Genomic DNA, 23872 nt, shown 5'->3' on the forward strand with positions numbered 1-23872 from the left:
GCTCCGAATCTGGTCGCGGCGGTTTCGTGCGGGTCGAGTCTAGGCTCGCCGCGCTCCCGCCCACGGGGAGGTCACCATGCTGAGACGTCCGGCGACAGGGGCGGCGCGACGGAGATCCTGCGGCGTCGTCAGGGGTGCAGGGCGTCGAACTCCGCCTCGCCGACGGCTTCCTCGTCGGCGTCGAGCCGCAGGTGGCCGAGGATCGAGTGCAGCGCCCGCAGTGACGCGAGGGCGCGGTCGCCCCACTCGGACAGGTAGCTGAACTGCCACCACCAGAGGGCCTCGAGCCGGCGACCGGCCGAGTAGTGCTTGAGCCCGTGCGAGAGCGCGAGCGCGACGTCGGCGAGGTCACCCGAGATCGAGCCGTCGGCCCGCTCGCCCGAGGTGACGGGGTCGATGACGTAGACGTAGTCGTCGATGCCGGTCAGGGCATTGGCCAGCCCGTCGCGCAGCGGGTCGGCGTCGTCGTCAGCCCCAGGGTCGGGCTCGAAGCGCTCGGTCGGCACGACGTCCTGGATGGCGCCGAGTCGGGCGCCGGCGACGAGGATCTGCGAGAGGGCCAGCGTCAGCAGCGGCAGGGCCGTGTCGGGCGAGCTGCCCGAGGCCACCTCGGTGATCGAGGTGAGGAAGGCGCTCGCTTCCGCAGCGGTCAGGTCGGCGAGCCCACCGAGGTCACCCACGTCGTGGGCGCCCTCGACGTCGGTCGCGTGCGTGGACATTGGTCAACCCTTCGTCGTATGCCGCAGCGCCTGCTTCGCTGTCCACCCCAGTCTGCCGCGTGGCCGGCGCGCCCGTCGACCCGAGCGCACGCCCCCCTCCAATCGAGAGAGCAGTTCGTCGCCTCCCACGATCGAAAGAGCACTCCGTCGCCGGTCACGCGCTCGGGTGACCCTCCGTCGTCAGGGGCGACGGAGTGCTCTTTCGATCAGGCGACGAACTGCTCTTTCGATTGACTGGCGGTCAGGCGTTGACGCGGCGGCGGCCCTCGAAGGCTCGGCCGAGGGTCACCTCGTCCGCGTACTCGAGGTCACCTCCGACGGGCAGGCCCGAGGCCAGCCGGGTCACGGTGACGCCGACGTCGCGCAGCAGGCGCGAGAGGTAGGTCGCGGTGGCCTCGCCCTCGAGGTTGGGGTCGGTCGCGATGATGACCTCCTGCACCTCACCCGAGGCGAGTCGCGGCATGAGCTCGCGCACGCGCAGGTCGTCGGGGCCGATGCCGTCGATCGGGCTGATCGCGCCGCCGAGCACGTGGTAGGTGCCGCGGAACTCGCGAGTGCGCTCGATGGCGACGACGTCCTTGGGCTCCTCGACGACGCAGATCGAGGTCTGGTCGCGCCGCGGGTCGGCACAGATGCGACAGCGCTCCGCCTCGGCGACGTTGCCGCACACCTCGCAGAAGCGCACCTTGGCCTTGACCTCGGTCAGGGCGGTGACGAGGCGGGTCACGTCCTCGGAGTCGGTCTGGAGCAGGTGGAAGGCGATGCGCTGTGCGCTCTTGGGACCGATCCCGGGGAGTCGGCCGAGCTCGTCGATCAGGTCCTGCACCGCGCCTTCGTACACACCAGCCACCCTAAGCCCGGCCACCGACGGTCAAAGCCGGGACGCGGTCGCCACGCCAAACTACCGTGGAGTGTCTGGCGCGAGGAGGGTTCATGGACGAGCAGGTCGTGTCGCGGCGCAGCGCACTCATCGGGGGCGCCGGCCCGTTCCGGATGCTCGTCGACTTCCTCAGCCGCTCGGGCTACGACACGAGGCGCCGCGAGCCCGGAGTGCTCGACTTCACCTTCGGTGACCCGCACGAGATGCAGCTGCCGGCCTACGTCGAGGCGCTTCGCGAGGCCGCGCTGCCGCAGGACGAGCTGTGGTTCGCCTACAAGCAGAGCGAGCAGCCCGCACAGGAGGCCGCGGCCGCGTCACTGCGTCGGGTGGTCCCCCTGCCGTGGACGGGCGACGACCTGCGCATGACGACCGGCGGCTTCGGCGCGATCACCGTGACGATGAAGGCCCTCGCCGACCCGGGTGACGAGGTCGTCTACGCCCTGCCGCCGTGGTTTCTCTACGAGGCGCTCGCCCTCGAGGCAGGGCTCGTGCCCGTCAAGGTCGCCGCCATCCAGCCGAGCTTCGACCTCGACCTCGAGGCCATCGCGGCCGTCCTCACGCCGCGCACCCGCATCGTCGTCGTCAACACTCCGAACAACCCCAGCGGGCGCATCTACCCACCCGAGATGCTCACCGCCCTCGCCGACCTGCTCGAGGAGGCCTCGACCCGCTTCGGCCGTCGCATCTGGATCGTGTCCGACGAGCCCTACAACCGGATCGTCTTCGACGGCAACACCTTCCACAGCCCCGCGCAGTTCTACCCGCACACGGTCATCTGCTACTCCTACGGCAAGACGCTGCTCGCGCCGGGTCAGCGGGTCGGCTACGTCGCCGTGCCGCCCGGGGTCCCGGGCCACGACGAGCTGCTCGACGCGATCGACACGATGCAGATCGCCGGAGGCTGGCTCTTCCCCAACGCGGTGATGCAGTATGCCGTCCCCGACCTCGAGGCGCTCTCGCTCGATCTCGCGGGACTGACGGCAAAGCGCGACCGGCTCGTCGGTGCGCTCCGAGAGCTCGGTTACGAGGTCAGCTCTCCCGAGGGGACCTTCTACCTCTGGCCGCGCTCACCGATCCCCGACGACGAGGCCTTCGTCGCCGCGCTGTCGCGGCGAGGGGTGCTCGTCATGCCGGGTGCCCTCTTCGAGACGCCGGGGTGGTTCCGCATCTGCCTCACCGCGACGGCCGAGTCGATCGAGGCGGCGCTGCCGCACTTCGCCGACGTCCTCGACGACGTCGCAGCGGCCGCAGCCACGCCCACCGCGGCAACGGACGGTCAGGCCGAGATGTCGCCGCTCGGGACCTCGTTGTAGTAGTCGACGCGCTCCTGGCCGCTCAGCTCGGCGATGGCCGTCATCACCTCGTCGGTCAGGAGGCGACGTGCCTTGCCGGCCGGCATACCGGCATACGGCTCGACCGCGATGGGCTTGCCGAAGCGCACCGTCACCTTCGCGAGGCGGGGGAAGCTCGCCCCCACGGGCTGGATGTCCTCGGTGCCGATGAGGCCGACGGGCACGATCGGCACCTGGGCCGTCAGCGCGAGCCAGGCGACGCCGGTGCGACCGCGATAGAGCTTGCCGTCACGCGAGCGGGTGCCCTCTGGGTAGATGCCGAAGGCGTCGCCGGCCTTGAGCACCTCGAGCGCCGTGTCGAGGCTCTCCTGGGCCGCCGTCGGCGAGTGCCGGTTGACCGGGACCATGCCGACCGCCGTGAAGAAGCCCTTGCGCAGCGCACCGCCGATGCCGGAGCCGGTCCAGTACTCCTCCTTGGCGAGGAAGCGCACCTGCCGCGGCGCGGCGAGCGGGATGGCGAACGAGTCGATGAAGGAGAGGTGGTTGCTCGCGACGATGACCCCGCCCTCGCGAGGCACGTTCTCCTTGCCCTCGATCGTCGGGCGGTAGAGGGCGTGGGACAACGGATAGAGGACTCCGCGCCCCAGGCTGTACATCATGGGGGTCAGCCTAGGGCCGTCCGCGGGTGGTCGGCGTGGTGTGTCCGCGCCGACCACCCATCGTGAGACGACGACGGCGTCGGTATGCCGTCCGGCCGGGTCCTGACGTCAGCCGGGTCGCCCCTCCCATCCTCGCGTGCTGCACCGCATCACGGCGTCACCGTGCCGTTGACGCATCGGACGCTCGTGCCGTCGAAGGTCGGACTCGTCATCGAGACGCAGTTGGTCCACGGGCCGGCCGTGGTGCCCGTGGCATCGAAGGTGATCACCTGAGCCCCCTCGGCCCCTGCGGCACTGTCGATGACGAGCTGGGTGCCGTTGCTCGGCAGCGTGCCGACGCCGTTGTAGTAGGTGTTCTGTCCCCTCGTGCCCGTGATGTTCTCGGCACCGACCGTGAGGAACCCGCCGTCGCCGTTGCCTTGCACGGTGCCGAACGCGTAGGACACGTCGGTGCCCGGGGTCGCGTCCCCGCTCACGCCGATCCAGATCTGGAAGGACGCCAACCGGGGCAGGCTGAACTCACGAACGCCCTCCCAGTCGACGACGATCCACGTGTTCGACCCGTCCGTGAGCGTGCCGATCCTCATCGCGCCGGCTGCCTGCGGGTTGAGGTCGGTCCAGAAGGGAGCAAGCACGTTGTTCGGCCGGGCGACGTTCGGGAAGCTCTGGTTGTTGATGCTGTTGTCTGCTCCGGACCCACCGCCCACGACGACGTAGCCGTTGCTGCTCACGCCGAGCTGCGAGTAATTAGCCCCACCGAAGGTGAACGCGGGCACGTTGAAGTTGATGATCGTGTCGTCGCCCACTCCGTTGATCGGTGTGATGCCGAAGAGGCTGAGCGGCAGGTATCCCCCTCCCGGCGAGGCTCCCGGGGCGATCGAGACGGACGGGGGCACCGTGGCGGGGACCGTGCCGGTGAAGCTCACCCGGTTGCCCGCAAGCGTCCCACCGGTGACGGTGGCATCGACCACGTCGAGCCGGGTCGGGACCTCGTCGACGATGCTCACGGGGGCATCCGTGAGGCTGCTGTTCGTGGCCGTGATGCTGCACGACGTCGTGGCGTTGACGGCCAGGGTCGCCGGCGCGCACGCCTTCGTGAGCGTGATCGGCGCCTGACCGCGAACGACGGTGATCGGGAACACGATGCGGTGGCCGGGACTGTCGGACAGCGTGATCTGCGCGTGACGCACCTGACCGTCGGCCAGACCGGCTCCGTCGATCGCGATGTCGAAGGAGGCGTCACCGCTCGCCGGAAGGGTGAGGGTCGACGGCACCGTGACCTTGAGGTCGGACGGGGAAGACACCGCCAGCTTCCACTTGGCGGCCTTGCTCGACTCGTTGTGGAGGGTGCGCTGCGCCGTGATCCGGCCCGGCATCGACGGCACGTAGAGGCTGGGGTAGTTGGCCTTCCAGAGCTCGTCACCGAGAGCTGCGTAGTCCGACCCGGACTCATCGAACGTGGCGCCGGGGTCACCTGCCTTGTTGAGCCGGATCCGACCTGATCCGCGGTCGAACGGAGTCGTCGGCGAGACCCCGTCGCTGGCGATGACGTCGGGGGTCGCCGTCGTCATGAGGGCCGACTTGATCCGACCGGGGAGCCACGACGGGTGCAGGTCCGCGACGAGTGCTGCGGCCCCGGCCACGTGCGGGCTCGACATCGAGGTGCCGGCGATGCTCTGGAAGAGCTGTCCGGTGGGACCGCCCGCGCTCGTCGCGGGGGCCGGGGTGTTGGCGGCGAGGATCTGCAGGCCGGGCGCGGTCACGTCCGGCTTGCTGACACCGAGGCTCTGACCGGGGCCGCCCCTGGAGCTGAAGGTGGTCATCACGTCACCCTGCACGGCCTGGGCCGTGGGGTTCGGCCAGCTGGCGCTCACGCCGGCGTGGGCCGAGAGGAACGCGAGCAGGGAGGTGCCGGCGGTGTTCTCGAGGTGCACCGTGGGCACCCAGTGGTTGTCGGTGAACTCGCCCAGGCGAGTCGAGTTGTAGAGGAGCATTCCGGCGCCGCCACCGTCCGCCACGACCTTGCTCTTCAGCACTCGGTTGGGGCCCCGCTGGCAGACGACGATCTTTCCCGCCGCGGCGCCGGCCGGAATCGGCGTCGTGCACAGGGCGTTGGAGCCGACTGCCGTCGCGAGGACGACGGGGGTGGCGGCAGGGATTCCGGGTGTCACGGACGACCCGGTCAGGGCGAGGGTCGCGCCGTCCGTCGAGGACAGCTGCACGGTCGAGCGGAAGTGCCGGTTCGACGTGCTCGCCGCCACGGTGGTGACCCACGGGCCCCGGTGGTCGACCGTGTCGGCGCCGGGCCCCGAGTTGCCGGCAGAGGCCGACACGAAGACGCCGGCCTCGTAGGCGTCGCGGAAGGCGAGCTCGACCGCGTCTGAGTAGGGGTTGGAGCCACCGCTGATCGAGAAGTTGATGACGTCGACCCCGTCGACGACGGCCTTCTGGACGGCGGATACGGAGTCGGACTGGTAGCAGCCCTGCTCACCGCACACCTTGTAGGCCATGACGTGGGCGCGCGGTGCGATTCCACTGACGACCCCTCGCGAGAGGCCGAGGATGCTGGCGGCGACGCTGCGGTTGCCGGCCGCCGTGCTCGCCGTGTGCGACCCGTGCCCGTCGTCGTCGCGCGCGCTCGTGAACTCCGCAGGCAGCAACCCGACGAGTGCGTCGTAGGTCGCCATGAAGCGGTCGGCGCCGATGAGCTTGTTGTTGCAGCTGAAGGCCGCTCCGGGGTTGCCACCACCGCTGAACTCGCAGGCCCGCGAGCCGCTGGCAGGCGGTGGTGGGGCGGCATACGGCTTGCCCGTCGGATCGGGGTCGGAGAAGGACGGGTGCTCGGGCCACACGCCCGTGTCGAGGACGCCGACGATGACGCCTTCGCCCGCCTTCGCCTGGCCGCCGAGGCTGCTCCACATCGCGCCGGCGCCGATGAAGGCAGGAGAGGCGTCGGTCTGCAGCTGCTCCAACCGGTCGGGCAGCACGGCGGTGACTGCCGGCAGCGCCGCGATGCTGGCGACCTCGTCCCGACGGACGCGCATCGCCACGCCGCCGAGGACGAGGTCGTATCTCGCCGTGACGACACTGCTCGGGGCCACCGCCTTGGCGGCACGCTCGAATGTCGCCTGCTGCTGTCGCAGGTGCGCGCGGTACCTCGTGCTCGCTGGCGAGCCCGGGTCGAAGGGACGGCCCGTCGCCCGGGAGCTCGTCGCCGGGAACCCCCTCACGCCGCCGTCGTAGCTCGCGACCGGCTCGTCGTCGAGGCGGACGATGACCGAGACCCGGCCGTCCTTGCCCTTGGCCGTCGCGGCCAAGGACTTGTCGAGCTCGGCGGAGATCGTCGACCCCGGCTGGAGTGGTCGGGCGGTGAAGCGCCCCGGATCGGCGGGGTCGGCCGCGGCCGGGCCTCCCGCCGCGAGAAGGGCAACGGCCGCTGCAGCTGCTGCGGCGGTGACGGCGAACGGTCGAGCAACGGAGCGGCGCATCGAGACTCCTCGGCGTGAGAGCAACGACCCCGAGACCTCCTTACGTTAGGAGGTCTCCACGGCCGTGTCTGGCGATCGCCGCGCGTGGTCCGAATTCGCCCAAAGGTCAGGCGTCCAACGGTGACATCACGCACCCGGGCTGGTCACGCGAGCCCCATCACGCCGGGGGACTCCTCACGCCCGGGCCCGCACCGCCCACACCTGGGCCGTGACGTCGAACGAGCCCTCGGGAAGCAGCTCACGACAGTGCTCGCGCAGCGCGGTCCGCCGCTCTTCCTCGAGCCCCGTGACATAGGCACCGGCGGGGCCGACGCCGAGCGTGTAGGGCGCCCACCACTGCTCGAAGTCCTCGTGGTGCACCGAGACCGTCAGCTCCCCACTCTCGACACGAGCCAGGCCGGCCGCGTGGAAGAGCCGCTCGAGGTCGCCCTCGCGGGCACCGGGCAGGGCGCTCTCGTCGACGACACTCGGGTCGAGGTCGCGCGCGGCCCGCCACAGCAGGCTGATCGGACCACGCTCGCCGCCGAAGTCCCACACGCAGGCCGAGACCGTGCCGCCGGGGCGCGTCACCCGGCCCATCTCCTGCAGCCCGCCGACCGGGTCGGTCATGAAGTGGACGACGAGCTGCGCCAGTGTGTGGTCGAAGAGGTCGTCGGGGTAGGGCAGCCGCTCGGCCACCGCGAGCTGCACGTCGAGCGTCGGGAACGCCTGCCGCAGCGACGCGATGAAGGGCAGCGACGGGTCGACGGCCGACACAGCGTCGACCCCGAGCCGCTCGATGAGCACGCGCGTCAGCGCCCCCGGGCCGCAACCGACATCCAGGGCACGCTCTCCGGCGCGCACTCCCGCCCAGTTGGCGAAGTCGCTGGAGAGCGGCCCCGAGTAGCGCCCCATGAAGCGGTTGTACGCGTCCGCCGCAACCTCGAAGGACACGCTCCGACCGTACTGCCGCCGCGACGCCGCGAGGACCGTTATCCCCAACCCCGACCCGGTGGTGGCCCCACTGGTCGCCACCCTCTCCCGCAGCCGTATGCCGTCCGGCGGCGCAGCCGTGGGTCGTTCCGTGGGCGTCGGCCTCGTCTCCGCCCGCGCGCGGCCTCGGCCCGGTCGCGGGACTCGCCGGCGCGGCGGGAGTACTGTCGCGCTCACCGAGGGAGGGACGGTCACGTGGGGTTCACCGAGATCATCGAGCTCGCCGTCAAGGGCTTCGACACCGCGGGTGTGGGCACGATGGTCGTCGGCGCGGTGCTCGCCTGCGTCGCCGCCGCGAGAACGGTGCGCACGGACCGGCCGGGAACCTACAGCCGCTTCCGGCAGCAGCTCGGCCGGTCGATCCTGCTCGGCCTCGAGCTGCTCGTCGCAGCCGACATCATCCGGACCGTCGCGATCACGCCGACCCTCGACAGCGTGCTCGTGCTCGGCCTCATCGTCATCATCCGCACCTTCCTCAGCTTCTCGCTCGAGCTCGAGATCACCGGCCGCTGGCCGTGGCAGACCTCGAAGCGCTCGACAGCCGACACCGCCGACTGACGGCAACGTCGAGAGGCTCGGTCGGGATGTGGGCACTCGACCTGGAGATCAGTCGAGTGCCCAGTTCCCCACACACCGACCCTGCCTGGAACTGAGCACTCGACCGTGGGAATGAGTCGCTCTCGGTCGGGATGTGGGCACTCGACCTGGAGATGAGTCGAGTGCCCAGTTCCCCACACCCCGACCCCGCGGGGAACCGAGCAGTCGACGCCAGGCTCAGTCGATCGTCTCGGAGACGACGCGACCGCCCAGCACCTTCTCGATGACGGTGCGGCCGACGTCTCCGGACTGCTCGATGTCCTCGTCGTCGTCGCTGACGGCTGAGTCATCGGTGACCGGGACGATCGGCGCCGCGTCCTGATCGCGGTTGCCGCCGGGGCCCGTCCCTCCCCCGGCCTCACGCCGAGCCGACGCCGAGCGGGCTGCCGCAAAGGACTCACGCACCGCACTGGCACCCCTGGCGTGCCGTGCGTCTGCGCCGGCGCTCGACCCGGTCGCTGCGGTGTCGGGAGCTCCGGCAGGAGCCGACTGTGCAGCCGCGACTCCCGCAGGGGAGGCCGGCGATGCGGCAGGCGCCACCGAGGCGGCCCCAGCAGGAGCGGTCGCCCAGTCGGGAGCGGGCCCGGTGGGGCTACCCCACCCGGCGTTGTCCTGGAGCGAGCACGGCGACACGGGGCTCAGGCCCGCCTCCGCGAGGCCCCCTGCGCCCGAGCCGGGTCCGACGCTGTCGCGGCTCGCGCCGCGCGGATCATGGCCGGCCCCGGCATCACCCCACGACCCGCCGCTGCCGCCAGAACTTCTTGAGGTCGAATCGCCCTGTGAGGCAGTCGCTTCCGGCTGAGCAGGCTGCGGTGGCTGGCCCTGACCGCCTGCAGGAGCCGACGGCGAGTCGTTCTCGGAAGGCACGGCGCCAGCGGGCGGAGCGAAAGCCGGCTGCTGGGCGATGTCCTCCATGTGCACCCCGTCGACGACGGCATCGACGCCGAGCTCGTCGATGAGAGCCTGTCGCACGACCTCGGAGTGGTTGCCGGAACGGAAGGTCGTCGTGAGGCCGGCCGTCGCGATGCCGAGCGTGAGGGTGCGGCCGTCGAAGCCCATGACCTGGGCGTTCTGCGAGACGAAGGTCCACGTGAGCCGTCGCATGGTGAAGATGCGTCCGAGCACGGTCGGCCAGGCGCGCCGGATGGCATCGGTGTCGAGACCGCCCGAGGGCGCAGCAGAGCCGGGGACTCCGCCGGCCACCCCGGCCGGCCCGGCCGGCCCGGCCTGCACTGACGTCGCGTGGCCGGCCGGGGCGTCGACGACGTCACCGACCGAGTCGACCCCGGTCTCGACGACGGACGGACCGCCGACCGACTCGTCGGGCACCGGGACCACCGGCGCACCGGCGGATGCTCGCGCCGCGTCGGCCTCGGCACCGGGTGTCGACGGGTGCCCGCCCCTCGCTGAGCCTCCTGCGCCGTCGCCGACCCCATCGCCGAGGGTGTGCGACAGGTCTCGCTCGCGGCCACCGCCCATGCCCCCCGCGGCATGTGACGAGCCGCTCGGCGCGCTCTCGCGTGGAGGCGCCGAGGCGCCTGACCTCGGCGGGGTGTAGTCCGACACCGTGCGACCGGGCGCCTGCGCCGCAGCCGGCTCGGCGCCGGGGGCACCCGCCGCACCGGGGGCACCGACCGCGCCGGACGGCATACCGCCCGAACCGCCGACGGGAGCCGGGCTGCCGACGGGAGACGAGCCGCGCGCGGCGCTCGGGACGCCCCCGACGTCGAGGCGGCGCTCGAGACGGTCGAGGCGGGCGGCATACCCCTGCTCACCTGACGCAGCGGGCAGCAGGATGCGGGCGCAGATGAGCTCGAGCTGGAGGCGGGGCGCCGTGGCGCCGGTCATCTCGGTCAGCCCCGAGTTGACGATGTCGGCGGCGCGCGACAGCGCACCCGGCCCGAAAGCGGCCTGCTGCACCCGCATGCGCTCGAGCTGGTCCTCGGGCACGCCGCGCAGCACCTGGCCCGCGCCCTCCTGCACCGCGGCGACGATGATGAGGTCGCGCAGACGCTCGAGGAGGTCCTCGATGAAGCGGCGAGGGTCGTGCCCGGACTCGATGACCTTGTCGATCTGGCGGAACGTCGCCGCGCCGTCGGCGGCGGCGAGCGCGTCGACCGTCGCGTCGAGCAGCTCGCCGTCGGTGAAGCCGAGCAGCGACACCGCGCTGTCGTAGGTCAGCCCCTCCGGACCGGAGCCCGCGATGAGCTGGTCGAGCACCGACAGCGAGTCACGCACGGAGCCACCGCCGGCCCGCGTGACGAAGGAGAGCACGCCGGGCTGGACCGCGACGTGCTCGGACTCGAGGAGCCGCTCCATGTAGGCGGTCAGCTTGAGCGGCGGCACGAGGCGGAAGGGGTAGTGGTGCGTGCGGGAGCGGATGGTGCCGATGACCTTTTCGGGCTCGGTCGTCGCGAAGACGAACTTCACGTGCTCCGGCGGCTCCTCGACGATCTTGAGCAGCGCGTTGAAGCCCTGCGGCGTCACCATGTGCGCCTCGTCGATGATGTAGATCTTGAAGCGGCTCTGCGCGGGGCCGTAGCTCGCGCGCTCGCGCAGGTCACGGGCGTCGTCGACCCCACCGTGGCTCGCGGCGTCGATCTCGATGACGTCGACGCTGCCGGCTCCCCCGCGCGCGAGCGCGACGCAGGAGTCGCAGACCCCGCACGGCGTGGGCGTCGGGCCCTGCTCGCAGTTGAGGCAGCGGGCGAGGATGCGGGCGCTCGTCGTCTTGCCGCAGCCACGCGGGCCGCTGAAGAGGTAGGCGTGGTTGACCCGGCCGGTGCGCAGCGCCTGCATGAGCGGCTCGGTCACGTGCTCCTGGCCGATGACGTCGGCGAAGCTCTCGGGCCGGTAGCGGCGGTACAGGGCGGTGGCCATCCCCGAACCCTAACCGTCGCCACCGACGTCGAGGTATGCCGCCGGCCACCCTGGGGACGGCGGCGGCCGTGGGTGCCGAGGCGGGGGACGGGTGGTCAACACTCGCTGACGGGTTGCGCGTGGACAGGCGGTTGTCGGTGCCAGTGCCTAGGGTCGAGAGAACCGGTCCGGGGCACGGTGCCCGTGGGCCGCACGGAGGAGGTCACCATGTCCGACCCGATCTGGGACGCCGACACGCTCGTCGCCCGCTACGACGAGGTGCGCGCCCACACCGAGACGCTCGCCGCGCCGCTGTCCCCCGAGGACCAGACCGTCCAGTCGATGCCCGACGTGTCACCGACGAAGTGGCACCGCGCCCACGTCACGTGGTTCTTCGAGACGTTCGTGCTCGCCGAGCACGAGCCGTCCTTCACGCCCTACCAGGACCAGTACTGGTTCCTCTTCAACAGCTACTACGAGGGCGTGGGCCCCCGCTATGCCCGCGCCGAGCGCGGGTTCATCACCCGGCCGGGAGCGAGCGACGTCGGGCTCTACCGCGACGACGTCGACGCCCGCATGCGCGACCTCGTCACGAGGCTCGACGGCGGCACGCTCGAGAAGCTCGCCCCGACCATCGAGCTCGGCTTCCACCACGAGCAGCAGCACCAGGAGCTGCTCCTCATGGACATCAAGCACGTGCTGTCCGTCAACCCGCTCCAGCCGTCGTATGCCGGCAGGCCCCTCACGCCGTCCGAGCCCGACCCGTTGGGCTGGGTCGACGTCGAGGGCGGGCTCGTCGAGGTCGGGCACCGCGGTGGCGGGTTCGGCTTCGACAACGAGCTGCCGCTGCACCAGCAGTGGCTCGAGCCCTACCGCCTCGCCGACCGCCTCGTCACCAACGGCGAGTGGCTCGAGTTCATGGCCGACCGCGGCTACGAGCGCCACGAGCTGTGGCTCTCCGACGGCTGGGCGCGGGTTCGCGCCGAGGGGTGGCGAGCGCCGTTCTACTGGACCGAGGTCGACGGCGCCTGGTTCGAGCACACCCTGAGCGGCACGCGCCCGGTCGACCCGGGGCTGCCGGTGAGCCACGTCAGCCACTACGAGGCCGATGCCTACGCGACGTGGGCTGGTCGACGCCTGCCGACCGAGGGCGAGTGGGAGCACGCCGTCGTCGCCGACGGGCAGGCCGAGGTGGCGGCAACGGTGGGGAGCAACCTGGCTGACACCGAGACGTTCCACCCCCGAGCTGCGGGGCCGAGCACCGGCCACCTCCGACAGGTCCATGGCGACTGCTGGGAGTGGACGAGCTCGGCCTACCTCGCCTACCCCGGCTACCACCCGCCGGCCGGCGCCATCGGCGAGTACAACGGCAAGTTCATGTCCGGCCAGATGGTGCTCCGCGGCGGGTGCGCCCTGACTCCCCCGGGCCACGCACGCCTGTCGTATCGCAACTTCTTCCCGCCAGGGGCGCGCTGGGCCCTCTCCGGCGTGCGCCTCGCCGACGGAAGTGCGCGCTCGTGACGGCCCGGGAGCCGGTCGTGACCGTCGCCCTCGACCCCGAGCGGGCCTCCGGTGCGCTCGTCGACGACGTGCGCCGCGGCCTCGGCTCGCAGCCACGCTCGCTCTCGCCCACCTGGCTCTACGACGACGTGGGCTCCGAGCTGTTCGACGAGATCACGCGCCTGCCCGAGTACTACCCGACCGAGCGCGAGCGCGCCATCCTGCGCGACCACGCCGCCGACATCGTGCGCGCCTGCGACGCCACGACGGTCGTCGAGCTGGGCAGCGGCACGAGCGACAAGACGCGCACCTTGCTCGACGCCTTCACCGCGCTCGGCAGCGTCGAGCGCTTCGTGCCCGTCGACGTCTCCGAGCAGACGCTGCGCGACGCGGCGGCACGGCTCTCCGAGCGCTATCCGTCGTTGCAGGTCGAGGCGCTCGTCGGCGACTTCACCCTCCACCTCGGGCACCTCCCTCGAGGGGGGCGCCGGCTCGTCGCCTTCCTCGGTGGCACCATCGGCAACTTCTACGTCGAGGAGCGGGCCGCCTTCCTCGGGGCGCTGCACGACAGCCTCGAGCCCGGCGACTGGTTCCTCCTCGGCACCGACCTCGTCAAGAGCGCCGACCGGCTCATCGCGGCCTACGACGACAGCCGCGGCGTGACCGCCGCCTTCGTGACGAACTGCCTCCACGTGCTGAACCGCGAGCTGGGGGCCGACTTCGACATCGACGCCTTCTCCTACATCCCCTTCTGGGATCCACGCCAGGAGCGGATGGACCTGCGGCTGCGGGCGGACATGCCACAGCGCGTGACGATCCCCGGCGCCGGCCTGGAGTTCGACCTCGCGCACGGTGAGGAGATCCGCGTCGAGATCTCGACGAAGTTCCGCCTCGAGAGCCTGCGCGACGAGCTCGCGGCGGCCGGCTTCGCGGTCGAGCGCACCTGGACCGACGACGCCGACGACTTCGCCCTGACGCTCGCCCAGCGCATCCCCTGACGCCGGCCCTCGGGCTCGTGCGGCCGACTCGGGCCACCACCGGGCGCACCGCTCCGGCAACACACCGAGCAGTCGTCAACCCCACGCGGCATTCCACGCGGAGTTGGCGATTGCTCGGTGTGTTGCGCAGGATGGGGGCGCCCGTCCGTACGACAGTCCGTAGGAGTTCGCCATGTCACCCCGCACCCTCTACCGCCGGATCGCCGCCGCGGAGGTCGTGACCTGGGCGCTGCTGCTGGTCGGGATGTTCCTCAAGTACGTCACGCGGACGACCGACCTCGCCGTCACGGTCTTCGGTCTCGTGCACGGGGTGGTCTTCATCGCGTTCTGCCTCGTCACCCTCCTGCTCTGGGTCAACCAGCGGTGGACCCTGCGGGAGGCCGTGCTCGGCCTGCTGAGCGCCGTGCCGCCCTTCCTCACCGTCTGGTGGGAACGCCGTCTCGAGCGTCGAGGACGCCTCGAGGGCGACTGGCGCCTCGGTCGGGGCGGCGACGCACCCGTCAACCCCGTCGAGCGACTCGTCGCTGCCCTCCTGGCCCGCCCCGCCGTCGCCGTCGCCGTGGGCCTCGTCGCCGTCGCGGGCCTCACCGGCGTCGCGCTCGTCCTCGGCCCGCCCGTCAGCTCCCAGGGCTGACCCGACGTCGCCGTGCGGCCTGCGCGCCCATCTCGATCGGCCGCTCGACGCGGGGTGTCGCTCACACATGGCCAGTCGAGCGTGATCTCAGGCGAGCGGCATACGGTGGCTCCCGAGTGACAGAGGACGTCGTCGACGAAGGGTGGGGCGGATGAGCGCGGTCGCGACTCTGACGGGTGAGGTGCGCGCCGACGGCGTCGGCAAGACGATCGACGAGACGACGCTGCTCCTGCCGACCGACGTGCACGCCGACCCCGGTGAGTGCATCGTCCTGCGCGGCCCGAACGGCTCGGGCAAGACGACGCTGCTGCGCATCATCGGCGGCCTGCTCGTGCCGACCGTCGGCACCGCGCAGATCGGAGGCCGCGAGGCCGACGAGCGCGACCGAGCCGTGCGCGCCGCCGTCGCCGGCCTGCTCGGCGCTCCCACGACGTATCGCGACCTGACGCTCGTCGACCACCTCGTTCTCGTCGACTCCACGTGGGGCGGCGAGCCGGCGACGTCCGACGACCGCGGCCAGGCCCTCCTCGGCCGGCTCGGCATCGAGGGCCTGCACGACCGCTTCCCCCACGAGCTGTCCTCGGGCCAGCAGCAGCTCTTCCGCCTCGCGCTCACCCTCGCGCGCCCGGCCACCGTGCTCCTGCTCGACGAGCCCGAGCAGCGCCTCGACACGGCGAAGCGCGAGGTCGTGGCCGGCATCATCAGGGAGCGCGCGCAGTCCGGCGTCACCGTCGTCATGGCCTGCCACGACCCCGACCTCACGGCGGCGCTCGCCACCCGCATCGTCGACATCGTGCCTGCCCGCTGATCGATGACGACCCCACCACCTCCCGAGTCGGGCGCCGACGCCCTGCCCACCTTCGAGGTCGATGACCACGAGTGGCTGGGCCAGGCCGACTGGATCATCGGCGGCGAGGCCGCGGCCAAGGCTCGCGCCCAGGGCCGGTACGCCGCCTACGTCCTCACGCTCATGGCGGCCGTCTACGGCTTCCCCATCGTGCAGGCGACCTTCAAGACGAGCGACAGCGCGACCCTGCGCGACCAGCTGCACTCGGCGGCGGCATACGGCGTGGGAGTGGCGGCGGTGGCCGCGATCTTCGCAGCCGCGGTCTGGGCGGGCCGCTTCCGCGGGCCGGTCGTGCCGCCGATGCCCTGGATCGACCTCGTGCTCGCAGCGCCGGTCGACCGGGCGCTCGCCGTCCGACGGTGGTGGCGGTATGCCGTCGTGGGCGCGCTCTTCGTCGGGGGGCTCGGGGGGCTGACGCTCTCGGCGGGCCTCGCCTATGCCGGGGTCGTCGGCCCCCTCGTCATCCCGATCGCGCTCGTCGGTGGGCTCGTGCTCGGCCTCGCTGTGGCGCGGGTGTGGCTGTGGGCGCAGGTGCGCTCGTGGCCCGGACCCGACCGCGGCCTCTCTCTGCTGTGGCGCGTCGACGACGCCCTGCGCGAGCTGCACGGGGAGTCGCTGCGCCAGCACTCCGCCAACACCTCGACGCTCGCGGGCTCGGCGATGACCGGCAACCTGCGCACCGCCCGGCTCACGTTCGCGCGCCCCGTCCGTCGCGCGCGGAGACGGCGCCTGCGAGCGGGCCGGCCCTTCCCCGTCCTCGTGCGTCGGGACGTCCTCGGGCTACGCCGCCAGCCCTCCTCGATGCTCACCGGGCTCGGCCTCTTCGTGCTGGGCTCCGTCGTGCTCACCTGGGCGCTCACCCAGCCCGCCGCGCCCGGCATCGCGGTGCCCGTGGCACTCGTCCCCCTCTATCTCGGCTACGGCGCCTGGGCCGAGGGGCTGCGGCTGCAGGCCGACAACATCGGCACCCCCTCGCTCATCGGCTCCGGGCCGCTCGAGGAGGCGGGTGCCCACCTCGTCGTGCCGACCGCGCTCGCCGCCCTCGTGCTCGGGGGGTCGTATGCCGTCGCCGTCCTTCTCAGCGCCGGCGGCGTGGGTGTCGGCGCGGTCGCGTCGATCGTCTGCGTGCTCGGGGCGCTCGCCGGCGGGCACCTGCTGGCGGCGTTCCGCGGGCAGCCGACACTGGTGTCCGGGCCGCAGGGCCTCATCGCGTGGTACCTCATGCCGTCCGTCGTCGTGCTCGTCGTCGGCTCGCTGCTGCCCCTGCTGCTGCGCGCCGGCCGGGAGGGCGGTGCCGGTGTCGCCGTGTGGCTCGTCGTCGGCCTCGTCGCCTGGGGGCTGCACCGGGTGCGCCGGCTCACCCACCTCCACCGCGTCTGAGCGGTCGGGGGCGTATGCCGCCCGGCGGAGTGCGCCGTCGAGCGCGGCGGTGGGGTCACGCCGTCGAGCGCGGCGGCGGAGTCGCGCGGTCGAGCGCGGCGGCGGGGTCGCGCGGGTCAGAAGTACTCGGTGAGGTAGGGCGCCGCGGCGAAGATGGCGTCGAGGGCGGCGTCGTCGTCTCCTGATCCGCCGGCGAGCAGCCCGGCCTGGCGTAGCCGCGAGGTCGACCAGCCGCACCAGAGGGCCGACAGCCCCCGAGCCCCCACGCGGGGAAGGCCGTGCGTGTCGGCATCGGCGGGGCCGCTGCGGACGGGGTCGCTGTCGGCGTGCGTCGCGAAGCCCTTGCCGTCGGCCACCGAGAGCCGCCACCGACCGGTGTTGGTCTGCGCCTCGGGGTCGTCGATGACCAGGTCCACCTCGGCGCGGGCGAGCGGCGAGAAGCCGCGACCCGCGAAGGCGGCGCCGAGATCGATGACGCGCGCCATCCACGGCACCTGGCGGAGCTCCTCGGCGGGCAGCCCCTCGAGGACGAGGGTCAGCGGGTCACGCGGGTCGAGGTAGGTGTGCACAATCGGCACTGCCGACGAGCCCGACCCGACGAGCCCCCAGAGGGCGGCCGCCGTCTCCGGGGTCGCGGCGGCGAGGTGCTCGACGGTGAGGACATCGGTGGCCAGGTCGTAGATGACCACCCCGTCAGCAAGCATGTAGGTGATGAGCTCGTCGCGCTCGATCATTGCGCGCAGCTTCTCGATGCTCGGCGGCATCGGCCCACTTTGGACGTGGCGCTCGGCATCGTCGCGCAGGAGCCGGTGGATCGCCTCAGCGTCGTCCGGCCGGGCTCGCCGGGGCCGCGCAGGTGACGAACTGCTCTGTCGATCGTCGAGCGCTCGGAGGGTGTGGCCGGCATACGTCGTGCGCTGCTGCACCCCACCCACCTCGTAGCCCGATCGGCGATAGAGGCTGACGGTCGTCGGGAAGAGGCACGACACCACGTCGCCGAGCTCGCCCATCCGGGTGATGAGCCCGCGCGTCAGGGTGGTCGCGACGCCCTGCCCGCGGGCGCTCGGGTCGACGTAGACGCCGGCGACGCCGCCCATCCGGAGGTGGCGGCCACCCCAGGCCTGCTCGTAGGGACGGATCCTCCCCGCTCCGACGAGCTCGCCGCCCTCGTCGCTGACGCCGAGCCATCGACCGCCGAGCGTCTCTCCGGCGACACGCTCCCACCACGTGCCGTCGACCCCTGCCGGAAGTCGGCCGAAGGCCCGATTGCGGAGGGAGAGCACCGCGGCCAGGTCGGCCTCCGTGATGTCACGCAGGTGCAGGGTCATGCCTCGACCGTAGTGTCGCGGCTGGCCCAGCAGCGACGGGGGTGGCGGGCACCAACCACTCGAGTGGCCGCCCCGTCCCACGGGTCACGGTGCAGAGGTGACGGCGGGGCCAGTCGACGGGGAGGAGGGGCGGGGCGGGCGCACGGCCGGCACCGCCAAGATGGCGACGAGGGCGAGACCGCCGACGACGAGCAGCGAGTGGAGCACGCCGACGTGGTCGCCGAGGAAGCCGAGCAGCGGGGGGCCCGCGAGGAAGGCGGTGTAGCCGATCGTCGTCACGACGCTGATGCGCGCGGCGGCCCGCAGCGGCTCATCGGCCGCCGCGCTCATGCCGACCGGGAAGCCGAGGCTGGCGCCGATGCCCCAGACCGCGGCACCGACGAAGGCAAGCACCGGCCCTCCGAAGACGACGAGCATGCACCCGACGACGGCGGCGACGAAGAGCACGCGCAGCACGGGCACACGCCCGCGCCGGTCGAGCACTCGGGTGCCGAGCAGGCGACCCGCCGTCATGGCCGTCAGGAAGACCGCGAAGCCCAGCACGCCGGCCCAGCGCGGCATGCCGTAGCCGTCGGAGAGCGCGACGCCGATCCAGTCGTTGGCCGTGCCCTCCGTGAAGGCCGCGGCGAAGACGACGACGCCGATGAGCAGCGTCCGCGGCTCGAGCCAGGCCCGGCCGATGCCTGCCTTCTCGTGCACCTGCGTGCCGTGCTCGTCGATCTCGACGGTGCGAGGCAGGAAGGCCCGGAGGAACCACGGCGTGACCGACAGGAGGATGACGACGACCCCACCGAGGTGCACGGCGATCGGCACATGGAGAGCCGAGAGTCCCGCTCCCACCAGGGCGCTCACCACCGTGCCACCGCTGAAGGCTGCGTGGAAGTGCGGCATGATCGCGCGCCCGAGGTGCTGCTCGACCTGGGTGCCCTCGAGGTTCATGCCGACGTCGAAGATGCCGGTGCCGAGCCCGACGAGGAAGAGGCCCGCCATCGCGAGCGGGCGGCTGTGTGCCACCGAGACCGCCAGGCCGAGCCCCATGAGGCCCGCGCTCTGGATGACTGCGGCGCCCATGAGGGTGCGGGCGGCGCCAAGCCGGTGGACGATGAAGCCGGAGATGGGCAGTCCGATGACAGAGCCGAGCGACGCGGCGAGGAGGGTGAGTCCGAGCTCACCGGCAGAGAGCGACAGCTCGTGCTTGAGGTCGGGCACGCGCGACGCGAAGGCGGCGAACGCCGCGCCGTTGATGGCGAAGGCCGTGAACACCGCGGCGCGCGCGGTGCGCACGACCGACAGGGGTGGGGTGGTGACGGCGGTGTCCATGGGTGAAGCCTCTCGCGCCTTGCTGGTGGGTCGGGGTGTTCCTGTGCAGATGCTCGGTCGAATCGATTCGACCGAACCGTTTCGATAGGATGCCTCCCATGGCGTCCCGAGGTCAAGCCCGGCCGACCCTGCGCACCGTGGCCGAGCGGGCGGGGGTCTCGGTGTCGACGGCATCCCTCGTCTTCAGCGGCAAGGGCCCGGTGGCCACCGCCACTGCCGAACGGGTCAAGCAGGCGGCCGCCGAGCTCGGATTCGCCGGCCCCAACCCGCTGGCGTCGTCGCTGCGGCAGGGCCGTGCAGGAGCTGTCGGGGTGCTCGTCGACGGCCGGCTGCAGATGGCCTTCCGCGACCCCTTTGCCATCGCCGTGCTGGATGGGCTCGCCGAGGAGCTCGAGTCGATCCCGACCGGCATGCTGCTCATCGGGCAGCCGTCCGGATCCCCCGAGTCGACCGTGCCTCGGCTCGCCGGCCTCGCCCTCGATGCCGTCGTCTTCTCGCTGTGCGGCCCCGGCGACCACCCCGCGGTCGAGCACCTCGCCGCACGCGGCATACCGATGTTCAGCACCGGGGTGCCCGCCGACAGACGGATCACGCAGGTGCGCGTCGACGAGCGCGGTGCGGCGGCCGAGATCTCCCGCTACCTGCGCGGCCTGGGCCATCGCCGGGTCTCGACGGTGACGATGCCGATGCTCCCGAGCAGCGTCGCCGGCCCGGTGCCCGAGGCCGAGCTCTCGCACCGCAGTGCCAGCGTGCCGTCGGTCGGACGACTGCTCGGCTTCCGCGACGTCTTCCCTGGCGGCGCGGCGTTGCAGACCGCTGATGGCTCGTCGGTCGAGGGCGGCATCGCAGCGGGTCGGGCCCTGCTCGACGTGCCGCGGGCCGAGCGACCGACCGCCATCGTCGCCCAGTCCGACGTCATCGCCGCCGGAGTCGTCATCGCGGCCGAGGAGCTCGGCCTCACGGTGCCGGCCGACCTCTCGGTCACCGGCTTCGACGGCGTCGACCTGCCGTGGCTGCCGCACCGGCTCACGACGATGGACCAGCAGGGCCGCGAGAAGGGCCGCATCCTCGGCACCCTCGTGCGCCGCACCCTCGCCGGGGGCCGGCCGCGCAGCATCACCCAGCCGGTCAGGTTGCGCGAGGGCACGACGACCGCGCCACCGCCGGACTGAGCTGCCGCAGCGACGCGCGCCGGACGGCATACCGCGGCGCGCCGACCCGACGAGCTGCTCTCTCGATCGGCCGTGGTGGCCCGGGCAACCCGACGGACTGCTCTCTCGATCGGGCTGGCGATCGGAGGGGTGCCGGGGAAGAGAGGACACCCCACGTACCTGGAAGAGCTCTCCTACCCTTGCTGCATTCCTGCCCTGGGGGAGTTCGGAGAGGTACCACCACGCGGGGTGCCGACGACGAGTGTATGCCGGGAGCCGCCTCCGGCCGAAACCGGCCCACGGATTTCTTGAGGACGCCGGTCCTCCGGTAGCCTCCCCCACGGAGGATTCGCATAGTGGCCTAGTGCGCACGATTGGAAATCGTGTTGGGATAAAACCCTCGGGGGTTCAAATCCCCCATCCTCCGCCACCACGACACAGCCCCCATCGCCCAGCGCGGCGGGGGCTGTGCCGTGCCCGCGGCCCCGCAGGCGCCAGAATGTCGCCATGGCCGCCGGCTGGATCCCCCTCGACACGGACGTCACGTGGATCCACGGCTCCGCGTCACGGCGCCGCCGCAACGACCCCCACCGCAGCGACCCACCCCAGCAGGTGCACCACCTCGCGCCCGGCACGGTCCTCATCCGGCAGAGCAAGGACGTCACCTACGAGGCGCCCTTCATCCTCCTGCTGCTCGGCGAGCGCCGGAGCCTGCTCGTCGACACCGGCGCCGTCGAGGGCTCGCTGCTGCGCGAGACGGTCGACCGCCTCATCGCGCAGTGGCTCGCCGACCGGGCCCAGAGCCACGACAGCGGCCACCACGAGCTCGTCGTCGCGCACAGCCACGCGCACGGCGACCACGTGGCGGGCGACGCCGCCTTCGCCGACCGGCCGCACACGACCGTCGTCGGCCCGGAGGTCGCCGACGTGCAGGCCTACTTCGGCATCGACGACTGGCCGCGCCAGGTCGTGCCGGTGGACCTCGGCGGCCGCGTCGTCGACGTCTTCGGCATCCCCGGCCACGAGGCCGCCTCCATCGCGCTGCACGACCGTTCGACCGGGCTGCTGCACACCGGCGACACCGTCTATCCGGGGCGCATCTACGTGGGCGACAGTGGGGCGCTGCTCGACTCGCTCGATCGCCTGGCCGCGCTCGTCGAGACGGGCGCCGTCAGCCACGTGCTCGGCTGCCACGTCGAGATGACGAACCGACCGGGACGCGACTACGCCCTCGGCGCTCGCTTCCAGCCCGACGAGCCCTCCCCCTTCATGACGCCGCAGCAGCTCCTGCAGGCGCGGGACGACTTCCGCACGGTCGCCGGGCGCCCCGGCATCCACCGGTTCGACGACATCGTCTTCTGCGTGGGCGAAGGACCCAGGGTCACCGTGCCGCTCTACGCACAGGCCCTCGTCGAGCGGCTCCGTCACCTCGTCCGCTGAGCAGTGCCGACGCCCCTCCTGAGATCGCGTTGCCTCGCCCGCTCGGCTCCTGACAGCATCGGGCGATGACTGCCGGCAGCATCCTCTCCGCCCTGCACCAGCGCAGCCTCCTGCGCGAGACCGACCTCTCGGTCGACGAGCTGCGAGCCCTGCTCGACCTCGCCGCCGACCTCAAGGCGGCCAAGCGTGAGGGACGCGAGGAGCGCCGGCTCGTCGGTCGCAACATCGCGCTCATCTTCGAGAAGACCTCGACCCGCACCCGCTGCGCTTTCGAGGTCGCCGCCGCCGACCAGGGCGCGAGCACGACCTACCTCGACCCGAGCGGCTCGCAGATCGGCCACAAGGAGTCGGCGAAGGACACCGCGCGAGTGCTCGGCCGCTTCTATGACGGCATCGAGTACCGCGGGACCCGCCAGGACGTCGTCGAGACCCTCGCCGCGCACGCCGGCGTGCCCGTGTGGAACGGCCTCACCGACGACTGGCACCCGACGCAGTCGCTCTGCGACGCCCTGACGATGCGCGAGCACGCCGGCAAGCCCGACACCGAGATCGCCTACGCCTACGTCGGCGACGCCCGCTTCAACGTGGGCAACTCCCTCCTCGTCACGGGCGCCATGCTCGGCATGGACGTTCGCATCGTCGCCCCCCGCTCGCTGTGGCCCACCGACGCCGTCGTCGCCGTCGCGAGGCGGTATGCCGCCGAGACCGGTGCGCGCGTGACGCTCACCGACGAGGTGGCCGACGGGGTGCGGGGCGTCGACTTCGTGCACACGGACGTCTGGGTGTCGATGGGCGAGCCCAAGGAGGTGTGGGCCGAGCGCATCGAGCTGCTCGGGCCCTATCAGGTCAACGCGGATCTGCTTGCGCTGTCAGGCAATCCGCGGGTCAAGTTCATGCACTGCCTTCCGGCCTTTCACGACCTCGAGACGCAGGTCGGACAGGACGTGCACGACCAGTTCGGCCTCGCGGAGCTCGAGGTCACCGACGACGTCTTCGAGTCGGAGGCCTCGATCGTCTTCGACCAGGCCGAGAACCGCATGCACACGATCAAGGCCCTCATCGTCGCCACGATGGCTCGGCTCTGACGCCTCCTGGACGTTCGGTCGCCCGGGCTACCGAACGTGCGGGGAATGCGTCCCTGAACCGACTGAGCGGTCGCCCGGGCTACCGAACGTGCGGCGAATGCGTCCCCGAACCGGCTGAGCGGTCGCCCGGGCTACCGAACGTGCGGGTAACTACTGCGTGACGGTGATGGTCGGGCAGGGTCGCAGGGTCTGGGTCGGCGTGATGACCGCGGGCACCGGCCCGAAGCTCTTCCACTTGTTGCCGAGCACGAGGTCGACGGTGTCGCCCTCGCGCTTGTCGTTGACGCCGACCGCGCCGGGCACGTGGGCGAGCAGCAGCTTGGCCGACGCCTCACCCTCGGGCCCGAAGCGCACCTGGGCGGTCTGCTTGATCGTCGCCTTCTTGGGGTCGTTGCCGACCTTCTTGACCTTGAAGCCGCGGTCGATGGCGGTCTTGGAGGCTGCCGACGCGAGTCCACTGCGGTTCGTCGCGTTGTAGACGTTGAGGCTGACGTCGCTCGTGCGCAGCGGCACCGCGACCGGCTCGGTCGTGCAGGGGCCGGCCTGTGGCTCGGTGGCCCGGAAGTAGGTCGAGGCGTAGTAGAAGGCGCCGGCGAGCCCGAGCAGGACGACCACGATGACGATCACCGAGCGACGCTGTCGCCGCACCCGGTAGCTTCGGCCACCGTCATCGTCGACGATCTCCGACATGCCCGCTCCTTCGCTCGTTCGTCTGCCCCGTCA

19 protein-coding genes, 1 tRNA gene and 1 other RNA gene are annotated in these 23872 nt (G+C 72.0%); 11 read left to right on the forward strand and 10 right to left on the reverse strand.

From position 1 onward, the window contains the following. Positions 1-128 precede the first annotated feature (128 nt). Entirely contained in the window at positions 129-719 is a 591-nt protein-coding gene (locus tag FBY41_RS04840) for a DUF5063 domain-containing protein (RefSeq protein ID WP_141842220.1), read from the reverse strand. Between the two features lie 241 nt (positions 720-960). Then, entirely contained in the window at positions 961-1560 is a 600-nt protein-coding gene (gene recR, locus FBY41_RS04845; RefSeq protein ID WP_141842221.1) for a recombination mediator RecR, read from the reverse strand. A 92-nt stretch (positions 1561-1652) separates the two neighbouring features. Between recR and FBY41_RS04850 the strand changes: the two genes are divergently transcribed. Further along, positions 1653-2912, forward strand: coding sequence for an aminotransferase class I/II-fold pyridoxal phosphate-dependent enzyme (locus FBY41_RS04850; protein WP_141842222.1), 1260 nt, complete (start codon positions 1653-1655; stop codon positions 2910-2912). Here the strand turns inward: FBY41_RS04850 and FBY41_RS04855 are convergent. The 3 genes from FBY41_RS04855 to FBY41_RS04865 all read right to left on the reverse strand — a co-directional run bounded on the left by FBY41_RS04855 (position 2876) and on the right by FBY41_RS04865 (position 7971). Continuing rightward, positions 2876-3550, reverse strand: a complete 675-nt coding sequence (locus tag FBY41_RS04855) for a lysophospholipid acyltransferase family protein (protein WP_141842223.1) — start codon at positions 3548-3550, stop codon at positions 2876-2878. The two genes, FBY41_RS04850 and FBY41_RS04855, sit on opposite strands and share 37 nt — an antisense overlap. Before the next feature lie 149 nt (positions 3551-3699). Next, positions 3700-7038, reverse strand: a complete 3339-nt coding sequence (locus FBY41_RS04860; protein WP_141842224.1) for a S8 family serine peptidase — start codon at positions 7036-7038, stop codon at positions 3700-3702. Positions 7039-7212: 174 nt separating this feature from the next. Next, positions 7213-7971 (reverse strand): class I SAM-dependent methyltransferase, encoded by a 759-nt coding sequence (locus tag FBY41_RS04865; protein ID WP_141842225.1) that lies wholly within the window; start codon positions 7969-7971, stop codon positions 7213-7215. Positions 7972-8205: 234 nt separating this feature from the next. On the opposite strand from FBY41_RS04865, the gene FBY41_RS04870 reads away from it, so the two are divergent. Continuing rightward, the gene (locus tag FBY41_RS04870; protein ID WP_260439560.1) at positions 8206-8568 is read left to right on the forward strand and encodes a DUF1622 domain-containing protein; all 363 of its coding nucleotides are present in this window, start codon (positions 8206-8208) and stop codon (positions 8566-8568) included. 216 nt (positions 8569-8784) lie between these two features. On the opposite strand, the gene FBY41_RS04875 is transcribed toward FBY41_RS04870, so the two are convergent. Further along, positions 8785-11487 (reverse strand): DNA polymerase III subunit gamma and tau, encoded by a 2703-nt coding sequence (locus tag FBY41_RS04875; RefSeq protein WP_141842226.1) that lies wholly within the window; start codon positions 11485-11487, stop codon positions 8785-8787. A 207-nt stretch (positions 11488-11694) separates the two neighbouring features. On the opposite strand from FBY41_RS04875, the gene egtB reads away from it, so the two are divergent. The 5 genes from egtB to FBY41_RS04900 all read left to right on the forward strand — a co-directional run bounded on the left by egtB (position 11695) and on the right by FBY41_RS04900 (position 16825). Next, positions 11695-12987: an ergothioneine biosynthesis protein EgtB gene (egtB, locus tag FBY41_RS04880; RefSeq protein ID WP_141842227.1), complete on the forward strand. Its 1293-nt coding sequence runs from the start codon at positions 11695-11697 to the stop codon at positions 12985-12987. A 17-nt stretch (positions 12988-13004) separates the two neighbouring features. Next, complete coding sequence (gene egtD, locus FBY41_RS04885; protein WP_260439561.1) at positions 13005-13964, forward strand: L-histidine N(alpha)-methyltransferase; 960 nt, start codon at positions 13005-13007, stop codon at positions 13962-13964. Positions 13965-14136: 172 nt separating this feature from the next. Beyond that, the gene (locus tag FBY41_RS04890) at positions 14137-14598 is read left to right on the forward strand and encodes a DUF3817 domain-containing protein (protein WP_141842229.1); all 462 of its coding nucleotides are present in this window, start codon (positions 14137-14139) and stop codon (positions 14596-14598) included. Positions 14599-14749: 151 nt separating this feature from the next. Further along, entirely contained in the window at positions 14750-15406 is a 657-nt protein-coding gene (locus FBY41_RS04895) for an ABC transporter ATP-binding protein (RefSeq protein ID WP_141842230.1), read from the forward strand. A 3-nt stretch (positions 15407-15409) separates the two neighbouring features. Beyond that, a complete protein-coding gene (locus FBY41_RS04900) occupies positions 15410-16825 on the forward strand; it encodes a hypothetical protein (protein ID WP_141842231.1) in 1416 nt (471 codons plus the stop codon). Between the two features lie 116 nt (positions 16826-16941). On the opposite strand, the gene FBY41_RS04905 is transcribed toward FBY41_RS04900, so the two are convergent. Both FBY41_RS04905 and FBY41_RS04910 read right to left on the reverse strand, forming a co-directional pair. Continuing rightward, entirely contained in the window at positions 16942-18153 is a 1212-nt protein-coding gene (locus FBY41_RS04905; protein WP_141842232.1) for a GNAT family N-acetyltransferase, read from the reverse strand. Positions 18154-18237: 84 nt separating this feature from the next. Beyond that, positions 18238-19473 (reverse strand): MFS transporter, encoded by a 1236-nt coding sequence (locus FBY41_RS04910; protein WP_141842233.1) that lies wholly within the window; start codon positions 19471-19473, stop codon positions 18238-18240. Between the two features lie 98 nt (positions 19474-19571). On the opposite strand from FBY41_RS04910, the gene FBY41_RS04915 reads away from it, so the two are divergent. Beyond that, the gene (locus tag FBY41_RS04915; protein WP_141842234.1) at positions 19572-20645 is read left to right on the forward strand and encodes a LacI family DNA-binding transcriptional regulator; all 1074 of its coding nucleotides are present in this window, start codon (positions 19572-19574) and stop codon (positions 20643-20645) included. A 139-nt stretch (positions 20646-20784) separates the two neighbouring features. Here the strand turns inward: FBY41_RS04915 and ffs are convergent. Then, an RNA gene (gene ffs, locus FBY41_RS04920) (signal recognition particle sRNA small type) lies at positions 20785-20881 on the reverse strand. A gap of 85 nt (positions 20882-20966) precedes the next feature. On the opposite strand from ffs, the gene FBY41_RS04925 reads away from it, so the two are divergent. From FBY41_RS04925 to argF, 3 genes are all read left to right on the forward strand, one after another. Next, positions 20967-21054: transfer RNA gene (locus FBY41_RS04925), tRNA-Ser, on the forward strand. A gap of 77 nt (positions 21055-21131) precedes the next feature. Further along, positions 21132-22064 (forward strand): MBL fold metallo-hydrolase, encoded by a 933-nt coding sequence (locus FBY41_RS04930; protein WP_141842235.1) that lies wholly within the window; start codon positions 21132-21134, stop codon positions 22062-22064. A 65-nt stretch (positions 22065-22129) separates the two neighbouring features. Beyond that, positions 22130-23149, forward strand: a complete 1020-nt coding sequence (gene argF / locus FBY41_RS04935) for an ornithine carbamoyltransferase (protein ID WP_141842236.1) — start codon at positions 22130-22132, stop codon at positions 23147-23149. Between the two features lie 150 nt (positions 23150-23299). Here argF and FBY41_RS04940 read toward each other — a convergent pair whose 3' ends face one another. Next, on the reverse strand, positions 23300-23839 hold the full coding sequence (locus FBY41_RS04940; protein WP_141842237.1) for a LytR C-terminal domain-containing protein: 540 nt from the start codon (positions 23837-23839) through the stop codon (positions 23300-23302). Between the last annotated feature and the right edge of the window lie 33 nt (positions 23840-23872).

The sequence above is a fragment of the Humibacillus xanthopallidus genome (assembly GCF_006716675.1).
Classification (GTDB): domain Bacteria; phylum Actinomycetota; class Actinomycetes; order Actinomycetales; family Dermatophilaceae; genus Humibacillus; species Humibacillus xanthopallidus_B.